General features: G+C 61.1%; 11 protein-coding genes and 1 pseudogene. 7 read left to right on the top strand and 5 right to left on the bottom strand.

Annotated elements, in window-relative coordinates; genetic code table 11:
* The first annotated feature begins 18 nt into the window (after window positions 1-18).
* Both dnaG and rpoD read left to right on the top strand, forming a co-directional pair.
* Entirely contained in the window at window positions 19-1,965 is a 1,947-nt protein-coding gene (gene dnaG, locus SJY21_RS05415; protein WP_377507286.1) for a DNA primase, read from the top strand.
* A gap of 131 nt (window positions 1,966-2,096) precedes the next feature.
* On the top strand, window positions 2,097-4,076 hold the full coding sequence (rpoD, locus tag SJY21_RS05410) for an RNA polymerase sigma factor RpoD (protein ID WP_377507283.1): 1,980 nt from the start codon (window positions 2,097-2,099) through the stop codon (window positions 4,074-4,076).
* Window positions 4,077-4,102: 26 nt separating this feature from the next.
* Here rpoD and SJY21_RS05405 read toward each other — a convergent pair whose 3' ends face one another.
* On the bottom strand, window positions 4,103-4,606 hold the full coding sequence (locus SJY21_RS05405) for a hypothetical protein (protein WP_377507280.1): 504 nt from the start codon (window positions 4,604-4,606) through the stop codon (window positions 4,103-4,105).
* A 137-nt stretch (window positions 4,607-4,743) separates the two neighbouring features.
* Between SJY21_RS05405 and SJY21_RS05400 the strand changes: the two genes are divergently transcribed.
* The gene (locus SJY21_RS05400) at window positions 4,744-4,992 is read left to right on the top strand and encodes a hypothetical protein (RefSeq protein ID WP_377507277.1); all 249 of its coding nucleotides are present in this window, start codon (window positions 4,744-4,746) and stop codon (window positions 4,990-4,992) included.
* A 31-nt stretch (window positions 4,993-5,023) separates the two neighbouring features.
* Here the strand turns inward: SJY21_RS05400 and SJY21_RS05395 are convergent, their stop codons facing one another.
* On the bottom strand, window positions 5,024-6,637 hold the full coding sequence (locus SJY21_RS05395; RefSeq protein ID WP_377507274.1) for a tetratricopeptide repeat-containing sulfotransferase family protein: 1,614 nt from the start codon (window positions 6,635-6,637) through the stop codon (window positions 5,024-5,026).
* 81 nt (window positions 6,638-6,718) lie between these two features.
* Between SJY21_RS05395 and SJY21_RS05390 the strand changes: the two genes are divergently transcribed.
* From SJY21_RS05390 to ribD, 4 genes are all read left to right on the top strand, one after another.
* Window positions 6,719-8,266, top strand: a complete 1,548-nt coding sequence (locus tag SJY21_RS05390; protein ID WP_377507271.1) for an amidohydrolase — start codon at window positions 6,719-6,721, stop codon at window positions 8,264-8,266.
* A gap of 4 nt (window positions 8,267-8,270) precedes the next feature.
* Window positions 8,271-8,777, top strand: a complete 507-nt coding sequence (locus SJY21_RS05385) for a hypothetical protein (protein ID WP_377507268.1) — start codon at window positions 8,271-8,273, stop codon at window positions 8,775-8,777.
* 130 nt (window positions 8,778-8,907) lie between these two features.
* Complete coding sequence (gene nrdR / locus SJY21_RS05380) at window positions 8,908-9,375, top strand: transcriptional regulator NrdR (protein WP_377507265.1); 468 nt, start codon at window positions 8,908-8,910, stop codon at window positions 9,373-9,375.
* Window positions 9,376-9,389: 14 nt separating this feature from the next.
* A complete protein-coding gene (gene ribD, locus SJY21_RS05375; RefSeq protein ID WP_377507262.1) occupies window positions 9,390-10,442 on the top strand; it encodes a bifunctional diaminohydroxyphosphoribosylaminopyrimidine deaminase/5-amino-6-(5-phosphoribosylamino)uracil reductase RibD in 1,053 nt (350 codons plus the stop codon).
* Here the strand turns inward: ribD and SJY21_RS05370 are convergent.
* From SJY21_RS05370 to SJY21_RS05360, 3 genes and pseudogenes are all read right to left on the bottom strand, one after another.
* Window positions 10,439-12,472, bottom strand: coding sequence for a capsular polysaccharide biosynthesis protein (locus tag SJY21_RS05370; RefSeq protein WP_377507259.1), 2,034 nt, complete (start codon window positions 12,470-12,472; stop codon window positions 10,439-10,441). The genes ribD and SJY21_RS05370 overlap by 4 nt on opposite strands.
* Window positions 12,472-13,604, bottom strand: a pseudogene (locus tag SJY21_RS05365) (polysaccharide biosynthesis/export family protein). The gene SJY21_RS05370 and the pseudogene SJY21_RS05365 overlap by 1 nt, the downstream one beginning before the upstream one ends.
* Window positions 13,605-13,770: 166 nt before the next feature.
* Window positions 13,771-15,057: a capsule biosynthesis protein gene (locus tag SJY21_RS05360; protein ID WP_377507256.1), complete on the bottom strand. Its 1,287-nt coding sequence runs from the start codon at window positions 15,055-15,057 to the stop codon at window positions 13,771-13,773.
* Between the last annotated feature and the right edge of the window lie 125 nt (window positions 15,058-15,182).

Genomic DNA, 15,182 nt, shown 5'->3' with positions numbered 1-15,182 from the left:
TGTCAGTTTTGGGGTAACATGTCGCTGCCACCCGGCTTTCTTGATGAATTGCGCAACCGGCTGAGTATCTCTCAGGTCGTCGGGCGCAAGGTCATGTGGGATACGCGCAAGTCCAATCAGGGCAAGGGTGACATGTGGGCGCCGTGCCCCTTTCATCAGGAAAAAAGCGCGTCTTTCCATGTGGATGACCGCAAGGGATTTTATTACTGCTTTGGCTGTCATGCCAAGGGCGATGCGATTTCATTCGTGCGCGAAACCGAAAATGTCGGGTTCATGGAGGCGGTGGAAATACTGGCGCGCGAGGCGGGGATGCCCGTGCCGGAACGTGACCCGCAAGCGCAGCAAAAGGCGGATCGCCGGACGCAACTGGCCGATGTTATGGAACAGGCGGTTCAGTTTTTCCGCCTTCAGCTGAAAACCGGCGGCGGTGCAGCGGCGCGCGATTATCTGGCAGGGCGCGGCCAGCCCGAGGGTTGGCTGGACCGCTGGGAAATCGGCTTTGCCCCCGATGGTTGGCAAGGGTTGTGGGATCATCTGACGGGCAAGGGTGTCACCGAAGATCTGATTATGGGTTGCGGGCTGGCCAAGGACAGCCAGCAGGGCAAGAAGCCCTATGACACCTTTCGCAACCGCATCATGTTCCCGATCCGCGATGCGCGGGGGCGCTGCATTGCCTTTGGTGGCCGCGCGATGGACCCCAACGACAAGGCGAAATACCTGAATTCGCCGGAAACGGAATTGTTCGACAAGGGCCGCAGCCTTTATAATCACGGCCCCGCCCGCGAGGCGGCGGGCAAGGGCCAGCCGCTGATCGTCGCCGAAGGCTATATGGATGTGATCGCGCTGTCCGAGGCGGGCTTTGGCGCGGTTGTGGCCCCCCTTGGCACGGCGATCACCGAAAACCAGTTGCAGATGCTGTGGCGTGTCGCGCCCGAACCGATCATCGCGCTGGATGGCGATACGGCGGGCCTGCGCGCGGCGATGCGCCTGATTGATCTGGTGCTGCCATTGCTTGAGGCGGGGCAGTCGTTGCGCTTTGCCCTGATGCCCGAAGGGCAAGACCCCGATGATCTGATACGCGGGCAGGGGGCGGGGGCGATGCGTGCGGCATTGGACAAGGCGATGCCGATGGTTGAATTGCTGTGGCAACGCGAAACCGAGGATCGCGTTTTCGACAGCCCAGAACGCAAGGCGGCGCTGGATAAGGCGCTGCGCGACAAGATAAAACTGATCCGCGATCCATCGGTTCGCAACCACTATGGCCAGGCGATCAAGGATATGCGCTGGCAGTTGTTCAGCCCGCGCCGCGATGCGCCGCAAAAGGGCGGTCGCGGCAAATGGCAGCCACCCGGCGTGCCACACCAAAGCACCAAAGCGTCACTGCTGGCGATTGGCGGCACAGGTGAGGATTACCTGCGCGAGGCGGTGATTCTGGCGACACTGATCGCAAATCCGCAGGTCTTGGGCGGGTTCTGGGGGGCGGTTGAACGGATGGGATGTTCCGGCCCCGATCACGGAATCATCCGCGATGCGATCCTGCGCCACGGCGAAGCGCCCGATGTGCGGGCCGCGATTGAAGCCGAAATCGGGCCGGATGCTCTTGCAAAGCTGTTCACCCAAGCCCATGTGGCCATATCACCGGCTGTGCGCCGCCCTGACAATGGTGAGGTTGCCAAGATGTGTCTGGCCGAAGAACTGGCCAAATTAAGTGCGCGGCGCGGCCATCTGCACGAAATCCAGGAGGCGATTGAAGACCTGTCATCCGATGTTGCCGACGAACGCCTGACGACCCGACTGGCGCAATCACGCGATGCGATGAACCGCGCGGGCAAGCTGGACGATGACGATAGCGCCGAATTCGACACCGGTGCGAACGGTGCGCTGCTGAACAAGGACGAACGCAGCGCATTTGATCGACTTTTGGAGCAGATCACCTTTGAAAAGGGTCGTGCGCGCCCTAAGTAGCGGGTCTGGCAACAGATCAAAAGAATCAGGGGGTATCGCCTTGCGAATCACCCCCGCAACAGGTTGATTCGGACACAGGCGAATCACCGAATCACTTCCACGGGCGTCAGCCCTGCCGCAAGGAGCCCCACATGGCCGCGAAAGACAACGATGACCGCAAAGTGGACGAAGGTGACATTTCCCTTGATATGAGCCAGGCGGCCGTCAAAAAGATGATCGCCGAGGCGCGCGAGCGTGGCTATATCACCTATGATCAGCTGAACGCCGTGCTGCCCCCAGAACAGGTCAGCAGCGACCAGATCGAAGACGTGATGTCGATGCTGTCGGAAATGGGCATTCAGGTCACCGAGGAAGAAGAAAGCGAAGAAGTCGACGACGACGGCAAGGGCCGTGACGTCGCCACCACCGGCGGGCCGCGCGAAATTGCGCTGGCAGGGGCCGATAACGAAAAGCTGGATCGCACGGACGATCCGGTGCGGATGTATCTGCGCGAAATGGGCAGCGTTGAACTGCTGTCGCGCGAGGGCGAGATCGCCATCGCCAAACGTATCGAAGCCGGCCGCAACACGATGATCCTCGGGCTTTGCGAAAGCCCGCTGACCTTCCAGGCGATCACGATCTGGCGCGACGAACTGCTGTCCGAGGACATTTTGCTGCGCGACGTGATCGACCTTGAAACCACATTTGGCGACCAGTTGGATGATGATGCCGAGGGCACGGCGCCCGTGGTTGACGGCGCCGAAGCTGGCAACGACGAAAAAGATGACAAGCCCGAGCTGGACGCAGACGGCAACCCGATCGCCAAGGATGACGACGACGAGGATGACGACGAGCAGGCCAATATGTCGCTCGCCGCGATGGAGGCCGCGCTGAAACCGCGCGTGCTGGAAACGCTTGACCTGATCGCGCGTGACTTTGCCAAACTGTCGGATATGCAGGACGCGCGGATTTCGGCGCAGCTGAACGAAGACTCCAGTTTTACCGACAAGGCCGAAAAGAAATACCAGAAGCTGCGCTCGGAAATTGTGGAACTGGTGAATTCGCTTCACCTTCACAACAACCGTATCGAAGCGCTGATCGACCAGCTTTACGGCATCAACCGCCGGATCATGCAGATCGACAGCAACATGGTAAAACTGGCCGATCAGGCCCGCATCAACCGCCGCGAATTTGTCGAGGCTTACCGTGGCCGCGAACTGGATCCCAACTGGCTTGAGGATATGGCCGAAAAGGCCGGTCGCGGCTGGCAGGCCTTTATTGAACGCTCCACCGACAAGGTCGAGGACCTGCGCGCTGAAATGGCCCAGGTCGGCCAGTATGTCGGCGTTGATATTACCGAATTCCGCCGCATCGTGCAGCAGGTTCAAAAGGGCGAAAAAGAGGCCCGTCAGGCCAAGAAGGAAATGGTCGAGGCGAACCTGCGACTGGTCATTTCCATTGCCAAGAAATACACGAACCGCGGCTTGCAATTCCTTGATCTTATTCAGGAAGGCAACATCGGTCTGATGAAGGCCGTGGATAAATTCGAATACCGTCGCGGCTATAAGTTCAGCACCTATGCGACGTGGTGGATCCGTCAGGCAATCACCCGTTCCATCGCCGATCAGGCCCGCACGATCCGCATTCCGGTGCACATGATCGAAACGATCAACAAGCTGGTGCGCACAGGCCGCCAGATGCTGCACGAAATCGGCCGCGAACCGACCCCCGAAGAACTGGCCGAAAAGCTGCAAATGCCGCTGGAAAAGGTCCGCAAGGTGATGAAGATCGCCAAGGAGCCGATTTCACTGGAAACCCCGATTGGCGACGAGGAAGACAGCCAGCTGGGTGATTTCATCGAGGACAAGAATGCGGTTCTGCCGCTGGATTCGGCCATTCAGGAAAACCTCAAGGAAACCACCACACGGGTGCTGGCGTCGTTGACCCCACGCGAGGAACGTGTGCTGCGGATGCGCTTTGGCATCGGGATGAACACCGACCACACGCTGGAAGAAGTCGGCCAGCAGTTCAGCGTCACCCGCGAACGCATCCGCCAGATCGAAGCCAAGGCGCTGCGCAAGTTGAAGCACCCGTCGCGCAGTCGCAAGTTGCGTAGCTTCCTCGATCAGTAGGATTTCGGGCGCTGCGGCGCCCGTTCTTACCCCAACAACGCGCCCGGTTCGGGGCAGCTAGTCACATCGCGCAACACGCGGGTGGTGATGTAACGCCCGCTGCCAAATCCGCTGGCAAAGATGTAACCATCGCCGTTGCGATAGACCTGAAAGCACGATGGCGCTGGATCGCCGTTGGGTGGGTAGGAAAAACAGGCCTGCCCCAAGGTGTCGACTTCCAGCAACCCTTGCTGTGAATAGGGCTGCGGGTCGTCCGCGTTCACGGTGCGATAAACGGTCAGCCCCGAAGGTTCGATGCATTCGTCCCAGTCAAAGCCCAGCGTGTCCGTGACCCCGAACATATGCACGCCGAACAATTCATCGCGGACCTCTTGCGCGGTCATGATGGCGATGGGTTCGCCAGTTGCGGCGTTTGCACCAAGCGCAAGGATCAGTGCCAGCAGTCGTGTGGTCATGTCAGCCTCGTTCGTGTCGGGATCATGTTTGCCCAAAACCCGCGCCAATGGCCAGCCATAAGGGCTGTTGTGCAAAAGACTCAAAACTCCGGAAAATGCTGTTTTGGCAAAGGTCTTGCGCTGAAATGGCCAGGTGTTGGCTTATGTTGGCTTCTGATGGATCAACCATCACCCCCGGACATAAGGGGACACCCTCCATGAAGGATATAACCATGGCAGACGCAAAAACCCCGCTCACAGACGAGCAACGCCAGCGCCGTCGGGTCGGTCGCACACTTGGTCGCGGTCAGTGGCTTGCGCTTTACAAAGAAGCGAACCCCGAAGCCAGCAAGGAAGAATTGAAGGACGCATGGACCGCCGTGCGCAAGGAGCAGACGCGCCTTGGCATGCGGATGCTGAAAACGCTGGAAAAGAACGGCTATATGGTTGTCGAAAACCCAGAGGTGGCGAAAGCCGCCTAAGCGTTACGGACTGCCGCGCGCCGCGCGGCAGTCACCCCAATCCATCGGGGTAAAACCGCGCCAGTTCCGATTTCAGTGGTGCAAGATGCGCGTCATAGCGCCGCCAGCGTTGCATGGATGTTTTATAAACCGGCTGACGCACTTGCCAGACCGATAGTGTGCGCGCGCGGTTCGCGCTGTTTTGAAAATCAAGACAGGCGGGATCCCAGTCCAGCCCCAGAAAGTCGATGACGCGGCGCGCGGTGCCTTCGGTGTCGGCCACGGTATCTTCGTAGTGCACATCCATGATTTCGATGGGCAGAACGGTGGCCCAGTGTTTCATCAAACGGTCGTATTCGCAGTAGTAGCGGCCCAGATCGGCAAGGTCGCGGGTATAGCTGTGCCACGGTGACAGGGGCTGCATGTAGCAGGACACGCAGTTGTCCATAGGATCGCGGCGCGCGTGCAGGACACGGCCCTTGGGGAACATGCGGGCAAAAACACCAAGCAATTCAAAGTTGTGCAGTTTCTTGTCAACGATCCGTTGTGCCTTTGGGGCAGCTTTGCGCATTTCGCTGAGATATCTCTGGGCCAGGATTTCGCTGTCTTTTTGCGTCAGCCCCTTGGTCATGCGTGCAAGGGCCGGTCCGTCATGTTCGGGAAGCTTGAGGTCGCGCATCATGTTGGAAAGGACGGAGCTTTCCCCGACGCCCGCGATCATTGGATGTGATGTAAGCACCTGTTCAAGCAAAGTGCTGCCGGACCGTGGCATACCGACAATCAGAACCGGCGTTTCATCTTGCGAACCGCCTGTGCCGAAATAGGCGGCAGGCGTGACTGCATCAATCTGGGCGCTGACGAAGCGGTGATAGTTCGCACCTTCATGCAGCAGGTTTTCAGCCTGTTTTGAACGGGCATAAAGCGTGAATGCATCGTCATGCGCGCCCATGTCGTCGCGCGCCTTGGCCAGCATCGACAGCGCCTTGGCCTGATCACGTTGCGACAGTTTGGCGATGTTTGGCACGATCTGGTCACGCAAGTGGTGATACATCGGATCGTCCTCGGCCATCTTGCCGGTCAGACCATAGATACTGTGCACCATCAGATTGTCGGGCTTTTGCGCAAAAATCTCGCGGCACAGGGCGCGCGCGTCTTCCATCTGGCCCGCCGCACGGTAAACGGTTGCAAGTTGCAGCCGCGATTGCAAATGGTCGGGGCGGATCGCAAGCGAGGCTTGCACGGCCGAAATTGCATCCTCGTGGCGGTCCATCTGGTGATAGATGCTTGAGGCGACATACAAGACATCCGGGTTGCGCGGGGCAAAGGCGCGTGCCCGCTTCAGGTGCTTCAACGCCGTGTCAAAGCGTTTCAGCTTGCAGGCGGCTTCGGCGACTTCCAGATGGGCGCGGGCGGATTTCGGCATCACCTTGACTGCCCGTTCTCCGGCGATTTGCGCGCGCGTGAAATCATGAGTGACGCGGTTGTGCAATTGCGCAAGCGCCACAAGAACGGCCTCGTCGCGCGGACGTTTCTTGTGCTCGCTTTCCAGCAGGCGCACCGCATCGTTCACGCGCCCCGCTTTGACCAGCGCGTTCAGTTGCGTCGAGATTGTATTGGGTGTGCCGGCCATCTTGCCCTCGCGATTGCTTGGTTCGTGAAAAACCATGTCTGGGCGCGGCAATCAAGGTAGCCTTGCAAAGCCACGGGTGTGCGGGCAGTTTTGCTGCGTGACCATAAAGGACAGATCATGCCCCTTACAGACGCCCAAACCAGTGCGATTGCCCATGTGAAGGGGGCGGCGGATGATCTTTCGCAAGGCTGTGCGACGATTTTCGGCTATGGCGAAACGGCGTGGCGTGAATACCGTTCGGCGGCGTGGTATGTGGACCGGCTGCGCGCCGAAGGGTTCGACGTAGAGGAAGGCAGCGGCGGGATGCCGACGGCGTTTTGTGCGCAGTGGTCCAATGGCGCTGGCCCCGTGGTGGGCATGTATGCGGAATACGATGCGGTGCCAGCCAACTGTCAGGCCGCCGATGTGATGCGTGCGCCCCGCGATGGGCTGGACTATGCCGCGGGCGGCCACACCGACCCGCATTCGGCGCTGGGCATGGCGGGCCTTGGCGGGCTGCTGGCCACCAAGGCGGCGATGGAAAAGCACGGGATCAAGGGTGGCTTGCGCTTCACCGGTGAACCTGCGGAAAAGGTGCGCGGGTCCAAACCGATCCATGCGGCCAAGGGATATTATGACGGGCTGGCGGGGATGCTGTCGTTCCATCCGTTCTATATGCTGCCCATGTGCAATACGGTGCGCTGGGACACGCACTGTGGTGCCGCTTATTCGATGATATACCGGTTTATCTGTGACGCGCCTGAAACGTGGGGCGCACGAGATGGCGCCCCGATCCCGCAAAGCCACAGCGACGTGCGCGCGCCGGGGGCCAATGATGCGCTGGTGATGATGTATCAATCGGCGCGGTTCTTGCGGGATTCCATGCTGTCCCATCAGGGGGGCTGGTCGATTTCCGAAAGCATCCTGTCGACGGGGCAGGCGACCGCCGACAACCTGCCCGCAACGCTGGCTGATATCCAATACATGATGCGCGTGCCGACGATTGCGATGGCCGAACGGGTAACGGCGCAACTGGATGCTTCGGCGCAAAGTGCGGCGGCGGCAACGGGCTGTCGGGTTGAACGCCACTGGGTCTGCAAATCGCGCCACGGGCTGGCCAATCACGCGATGGCGGGCATGGTCTGGGATCAAATTCAAACAGTTGGCGCGCCTGCTTGGGATGCGGCGGCCAAGGATATCATGCGGCAGGTGCAGGAAAACTGCGGCGTGACGGGGATGGATGATCCGATCCTACCGGAATGTGAAACACTGATGTCCCCGCAAGAGGCCGAGGCGATCCTGCGCCGCGATCTGCCGCCTTCACAACTGAATTCCACGTCTGATGACTATACCGATATGACATGGCATGCCCCCACCGCGCGGTTCTATATTGCCCGTCCGGCCCTGCGTGGTGGCCCCTATCCGGCCTGGGCGATGAATGCCTTGGGCGGGATACCAGCGACGATTGATCCGATGGTGCAATGCGCTGCCAAGGTGCTGGCGCTATCTGCGCTGCGCCTGCTTGAGGACGCAGAGGCGCGCAATGCTGCGATGGCAGAGTTTACCCGCCGCAAGGCTGAAGGTGACACGCCGCCGCTGTGTGACTACGATCCGCCCATTGATTTCAAATGGCCCGAATACGTGGAAACACCACGGGGCTTTGGCTGGCATATTCCATCGGGGTGATTTGATGTTGCGTGTTTTTCCGTTTCTGTTTTTGGCGGCCCCTGTGCTGGCCGATTGCCCACCGCAGGGCGACACGTTCCTGTCCTGCACGATCCTTGAGACCGGAAAGCAGCTTGAGGTCTGCGTTGACGGTGGCGATGCGCTTTACGCCTACGGGCCTGCGGGGCAGGTGCCGGAACTGGCGATGCGGGTCAGCATTCGTGCTCTGGATTATCGCCCATGGCCCGGTGCGGGAAGCACGATCTGGGAAGAAGTGAGTTTCGAGCGCGGCGATTACTTTTACGTTGTTTTTGGTGGGGTAAGCCGCGAACCCTCTGAAACGACGGATGAAATTATCAGCACCGCCTTGGGTGGGTTCGAGGTGTATGTCGGCGAAAGCTTCGTGACACGCGGGGCCTGCATACCGGAAACGGTAGTGTTCCCGTGGACCGACGCCCTGTCGCGCGGCAAGCGCGCAGCGGGGCTGGAGTGGAGCTTGGGCGGTGGCTGGGAGTGGATCGGGCAAAACTGAATCCCAAAGGTCACGCTGATGCCCCATCATCTTGGGGCGTAAATTGCGGGCTACCCAAGACCTGCTGTTGCCCCTATAGTGGTGCCAATAAATGGGGCAAAGACCCCAGAGGCAGAGACGAGGACAGAATATGCGTTGCCCCTTTTGCGGAAACGTCGACACACAAGTGAAAGATTCACGCCCCGCCGAAGATCACGTTGCGATCCGGCGCAGGCGCTTTTGCCCGGCCTGTGGCGGGCGGTTTACCACCTATGAACGCGTGCAATTGCGCGATCTGGTGGTGATCAAATCCAACGGACGACGCGAAGATTTCGACCGTGACAAGCTGGAACGCTCGGTCCGCATTTCGCTGCAAAAGCGCCCCGTGGAACCCGAACGCATGGACCAGATGATCAGCGGCATCGTGCGCCGTCTGGAAAGCATGGGCGAAACCGATATTCCGTCCGGCACCATCGGCGAGATCGTGATGGAAAGCCTCGCGCGGATCGACACGGTTGCCTATGTGCGATTTGCCAGCGTTTACAAGAACTTCCAAGCCGCAGACGATTTCGACAAATTCGTCAGCGAACTGCGCCCAGACGCCAAACCGGACGAGTGACCCACACCCGACACATGGCGCACGCCCTGACCTTGGGGCGGCGCGGCATGGGGCGGGTCTGGCCCAATCCGGCTGTTGGCTGTGTGATTGTGGCCGATGGCCGTGTGGTTGGTCGCGGCTGGACAGCGGATGGCGGACGTCCGCACGCGGAAACGATTGCACTGGCGCAGGCGGGCGATGCGGTGCGCGGGGCCACCGCCTATGTCACCCTTGAACCCTGTTCCCATCATGGCAAGACGCCCCCCTGTGCCGAAGCATTGATCGCGGCGGGCGTGGCGCGTGTTGTGGTCGCGCTGGGCGATCCCGATCCGCGTGTGGCGGGGCGGGGGATTGCAGCGTTGCAGGCGGCGGGGATCGAGGTGATCACCGATGTTTGCGCCGATCAGGCGCGCGCCGATCATGCGGGTTTTTTGGCGCGTGTGGTCGCGGGCCGCCCCTTTCTGACACTGAAACTGGCGTCCAGCTTTGACGGGCGCATTGCCACGGCCACAGGCGAAAGCCAGTGGATCACGGGGGCCGATGCGCGCCGCGCGGTGCACGCCCTGCGCGCGCGTCATGACGCGGTGATGGTTGGTGCGGGCACTGCGCGCGCGGATGACCCGACCCTGACCGTGCGCGGCATTGGCGTGACCCGCCAGCCGGTGCGGGTGGTTGTTTCGGGGCGGCTTGATCTGCCGGTGGACAGCGCATTGCTGCGCAGTCTGGACGTGGCCCCGCTATGGATTTGCCACGGGGGTGATGTGGCGGACAAGGATGTCGCTGCGTGGGAAAAGCGCGGGGCGGTGATGCTGCCCTGTGGGTCAGCGGCGGACGTGATGGCGCAACTGGGCGCGGCGGGCCTGACGCGGGTGTTGTGCGAAGGCGGGGGCAGCCTTGCGGCATCACTGGTGCAGGCGGATGTGGTGGACCAGTTGGTTGGTTTCAGCGCCGGAGTGGCGCTTGGGGCTGACGGGACGCCCGCGATTGGCGCGCTGGGGGTAAAGCGGCTCGGTGATGCGCCGCGTTTCGTGCTGGTGGATCACAGGCGCATCGGTGCTGACTTGATGCACACTTGGCAGCGCGCCTAGCGCCAAAACGTGGCGTAACTTGCAAATAACCCTTGGAGTTTTGCCAGCGCCCGATTGGCGCGCGACGGGCGCGGCAGATCGCCATTGGCCAGCCGTTCAACCACCACCTCGACAGGGCAGGGCAGGTTGGTCTGCGGGTCGAAATACCGTGGATAATCAATAAGAACGGCGTGGGTCAGGGCCGTCAGATCAGGAAAGGCCGTGCGGCGTGTGACGGGGGCGGCGCGGTCATCGGTCAGCCCCCATCCGGCGTAAAACGGCGTGCCCAGACAGGTCACGCGCTTGCCGCGCAACAGCGCCTCGAACCCCAGTGTTGATGTCATGGTCCAGACCTCGTCCACCGCGTCCAAAGCGGTGATCGGGTCGGTTTGCGTCAGCACGGCATCGGCAATGTCGCCCGCATCGGGGACCGCACCATCGCGCAGGCCTGCCTCCACATCGGGGTGGGGTTTATAGAGGATCACCGCTGCCGGATTGGCCTTGCGGGCGGCCAGCAACAGGTCGCGGTTGGTGCGCACATCCGCTGCGCCAAGCCGGATCGAGGCATCATCCTCGACCTGACCGGGCACAAGGATGCGCCGCCCTGCGGGCAGGCCGGCGGGCAGGGTGGTTTGCGCCGACAGGTTGTATTTCGTCAGCCGGTTTTGCGTCAGGCGGGCGATCAGCCGGTCGGCGCGGACGCGGGCCGCTTCGGGCAGGTCGGCGCTGGCGTTGATCAGGTCTTCAAGGCAGCTGGGTTCGCTTGGATCGTAATAAATGCCCAGATCATCAAGCACCAGCGACAACGGCGCGATCAGATCCGCGCCCAGCCCGCGCGAACGCAGAAAACCATCTTCGACCTGCACGGCCCCATCGTGGCCAGTAGATTTTCCGGCCCAGACCATAAGCCCGCGTCCGTCTTTGGCGGCGCGTGCCACGGCGCGGGCGGGATCGTTTTCAAACACCATGCGGCGGTGCTGGCCGAACACCTTTTGCAGCGGTGCGCGTTTCCACAGGCGCATGCCTGCGGCGACCCATCCCTGATGATCGTCACGCCAGGCGCGGGCCTGTGCCGCCAGCGTTTCAATCGCCACCTCCAGCGTGCAAAGCCTGTCGCGGTAGGGGTCATACCATGTGGGATAAAGGATCATCGCCCCGGCAAAAAGCTGCGCGCGGGTCAGCTTGCGTTGGCGACGATCCAGCGGCTTGCGATCATCGCTCAGACCCCAGCCCATGTAGAACGGCTGGCCAAAGACCACGGGTTTATGGCCCATCTGGATCGCCTCGAACCCCATTTGCGAGGACACGGTGTAAACAGCCACGGCCCCTTCAAACAGCGCCCAAGGGGACACGGGCGTGTCAAATAGCGAAATGCGGTCGGTGCAGTCATCAACGGTGAAGTAGCCATCGCGATGCCCGCCTGTGGTTTCGGGGTGGGTCTTGATCAGGATGCGCGCGCTTGGGTGTTCCTCTTGCGCGTAATACAGCATCTCTCGGAAGGTATTGAGATCAGCGCCGCTTGCCTTGACCGAGGCATCATTGCGGGTCTGGTCAATCACCACCACATAGCCCGGTTCGGGGGCAGGGGTGGCAGGGTCAAAGGCGTTGTATTTGGACAGGTGCAGGCGCTGGAGTTCGCCCATGCAGTCGCGTGCGCGGTTCAAAAGGGCGGTGTCATCCAGTGGATCATCGCGCAGGATCAGTTCCAGATCGCTGGGGGTGGATGGGTCAAAGTGCACACCGTGGCTGTCCAGATGCAGGCCAAGGGGCGGTTCACCGCTGCGCCCCGGCAGGACCGAGCGCAGGAATGCATCCTCGACCCGCAAGACGGGCGTTTGGGTGCGGTTGGCCACGGCTTCGCCCCGCCCTGACGTGGGGGATTGGCCCCAGACGCCGACCATATCCTTGCCGGAGGGTTTGCCAAGGCGGATGTCGTATCCGGCCAGTGTCAGGATACGGCGCACGCGCGATTGGGTCAGAAAACCGCCGTTATAAACGTAAAGCCGCCGCAGGGTTTCCCCCGCGGCGGCCCGGATTTGGGTGTCAGCCATTAGTTGCCAGCAAGGCCCTGAACCGCATTGGCCGAGTTCAGCGAACCCGTTGCTGCGGCGATTGCCTTGTTGAACTGCGTGAACGGCGCTTCGGTCACATAGACGGTATCGCCGTCACGGATCGCGAAATCGCGGGCCATGAACATGCCATTTGGTCGTGTCAGATCAAGGACATAGACAACACGCTGCGTGCCGACCAGATCGTTGCGGCCGACCAGTTGACGGGCGATTTCTTCGGGTTCGTTGCGGAACACGAATACGCCTGTCGGGTCAGCCACGGCGCTGGAAAGGCCACCGACCGTTGCCAGGGCCTCGATCGCGGAAATGGTCTGGCTTTCAAAGGGCACGCGGTTTTGCGTGCCTGTCGCGCCAAGGGCGGTGAATGTGCGGGTGTCCTGTTCGACAATGATCCGGTCACCGCCGCGCAGGGCGATATCATGGCCGGGGTGATCATACAGGTCTTCAAACCAGATCGAGCCGCTGTGATCGCCGCGCACGACTGTCACCTGGGCAATATCGGGTTCCACGACAACGCCACCGGCGCGCGCCAGCATGGCCGACAACGTGCGGGTGGGGCGCTCAATCGCATAGACGCCTTGGGCGCCGACGGCCCCGACGATGGATACGGTTGATCCGTCACCGGCCAAGCGGCGCACCTGCACCTGCGGGTCGGGCGTTTCATCGTTGAGTTTTTCGCTGATCAACCGGCGGATCGCTTCGGGGGTGTTGCCCGCGGCGCGGATGCGGCCGGCGTAGGGCACAAAGATAAAGCCTGCGCCGTCAACCTGCACTTCTTCCAGCACGGTTGCGTTCTGTCCTGTGGGGACCAACAGGCCATCGTCGACATTTTCCCAGATCGTCAGACCCAGCACATCACCGGGGCGGATCGTGTCAGACCCGACAAGGGCTGCGTCACGAAAGCCTGCCGAGAATGCCAACGCAGGGGTCACACCTGCGATGCGGTTGACCCGATCATTGACTGTCAGCACGAATGCGTCGCCGTCCTCGAGGACGACCCCGAGAAGATTTCGTTTTTGTTTGGCCCGGACCGCGGCAAGCCACAGGAGGACACAAGGCCCAATACTGCCACGATGGCCACGCCCTTGGACAGGCGCGTCACTAGGGTTTTCACTGCTCCGGTCTCCTCGACCTTGTTATTAACTGCCTCAGTTTTTCTTTTAATCTACTGGAATCGTGGCGGCTTTGCTAGCCATAGGTCTTGTGGTTGGCGGATTGGTGGACGCAACTGTTGCTATGCTGCCGCGATTGTCAGGTGGTATCGCAACCCCTTGTGGCTGTCACGTCACAACGCGCAACTGCTGGCGTGGTGCGGCGGTGCCCGAGCGCAGCGCATCATAGGGATCGTCGGGCGCAAGCATAAGGTCGACCACTTGCCGCATCAGCTGACGGCGCCCGCGCGCCGAATAGAACCCGCCCGCAACTTGTGACGTTTCCAGCAAGAAGCGGCGGTAATCCTTATAGGCACGATTGTCGGGGCGGCCGGGCTGCGCGAAAAAGTCGGGCAGCGGATCGGTCGAGACAAATTCCGGTTTCGCATAGACCGCCTTGCCAAACACCTTGAGCGGGATCCCGCGCCACAACACCTGCTGCGCGGCGGTGGAATTGACGGTGACGGCGGTGCGCGCGTGATCAAGCAGGCGGGCCAGTTTGCCGCCTCGGACATAGTGCACGCGGGCCTTGACGCCGTTTTCGCGGGCCAGTCGGCGAATGATCTTGCGGATCGGCGAACGCCCGTTTTCCAGTGGATGCGCCTTGAAAACAAGGTGGTGGTGTTGCGGCGCGCCCTTGGCAAAGCCAGAAATCACCAGATCCAGAAATTCTTCCATCCGCGTAAAGGGGCTGTGCATCTGGAAACTGGCGTCATGTTCCAGTTGCAGCAGGGCCAGGTGATAGGGAAAGCCGCCGTATTTGATCCGCGCGGTGGCGATGATCCGGTCCAGCGCGATCAGCGGCATCAGCAGCAGACGTTTGGTGTAAAGCATCGTTTCACGGGCCACGGGCAATTCACGGTGCCGTTTGAAATTGCGATAATCGCCGTTCCGGAACATCACGAACCAATGGTAAAGCGCGCCGTAAAAGACGTGCTGGCGCATGTCGCCCCAATGGGCGGGTGCCTCTGGGACGTCCAGATCGGACATCTCAAGCGCGCGCTGCATCTGCGGTATGGTCATATCCATCAGGCGGGAATTGCCGTTGGTGCCGCCCCGTTCATAGGTCACCCAATAGGGGCGCATATAGCCTTCCTCGAAGACATGCACCGTCAGGCCCGCCGCCTTGGCCTCAGCAACGGCCTGTGCGTGGATCGGGCGGGTATCGCCATAAAGCACGATATCGGTGATTTTTCTGTCCGTGATCAGTGACTTGAAGGTCGCGGGCCATTCATCAGGCGTGCCGCGAAAGGGGATGTAGGTGGAGGGCGTGAACCAGAACGCGCGATCACCGGCGTTGAACCCCACGCGCCACGTTTGCGCCCCCGCCGCGCGCAACATGCGCGACAGCCGGTGGAAAAAGGGCCCGTGCGGCCCCTGTAGGAACAAAAAGCGTCTGGTGGTGTCCTGGGTCACGATACCGCCCACAATCCTCTGATACAGTTCCTAATTGGTAAACCTGTGATTTGGCAACATTAAGGCGCGCGCTCGGACCTTGCCCAGTCGGGGGCAATTGGCTAGGTCTGGGCCAAGCAAACAAG

It is taken from the genome of Octadecabacter sp. R77987, from assembly GCF_042466115.1.
Taxonomy (GTDB): domain Bacteria; phylum Pseudomonadota; class Alphaproteobacteria; order Rhodobacterales; family Rhodobacteraceae; genus SW4.
The sequence above is the reverse complement of the archived record's forward strand: the minus strand, read 5'-3'. Positions and strand labels throughout refer to the sequence as shown.

Coding starts and splice junctions, on each gene's coding strand:
- SJY21_RS05385 (WP_377507268.1), top strand. CDS start 8,271: ATGTTGCGTGTTTTTCCGTTTCTGTTTTTGGCGGCCCCTGTGCTGGCC.
- SJY21_RS05370 (WP_377507259.1), bottom strand. CDS start 12,472: ATGGCTGACACCCAAATCCGGGCCGCCGCGGGGGAAACCCTGCGGCGG.
- rpoD (WP_377507283.1), top strand. CDS start 2,097: ATGGCCGCGAAAGACAACGATGACCGCAAAGTGGACGAAGGTGACATT.
- ribD (WP_377507262.1), top strand. CDS start 9,390: ATGGCGCACGCCCTGACCTTGGGGCGGCGCGGCATGGGGCGGGTCTGG.
- SJY21_RS05400 (WP_377507277.1), top strand. CDS start 4,744: ATGGCAGACGCAAAAACCCCGCTCACAGACGAGCAACGCCAGCGCCGT.
- SJY21_RS05390 (WP_377507271.1), top strand. CDS start 6,719: ATGCCCCTTACAGACGCCCAAACCAGTGCGATTGCCCATGTGAAGGGG.
- dnaG (WP_377507286.1), top strand. CDS start 19: ATGTCGCTGCCACCCGGCTTTCTTGATGAATTGCGCAACCGGCTGAGT.
- SJY21_RS05395 (WP_377507274.1), bottom strand. CDS start 6,637: ATGGTTTTTCACGAACCAAGCAATCGCGAGGGCAAGATGGCCGGCACA.
- nrdR (WP_377507265.1), top strand. CDS start 8,908: ATGCGTTGCCCCTTTTGCGGAAACGTCGACACACAAGTGAAAGATTCA.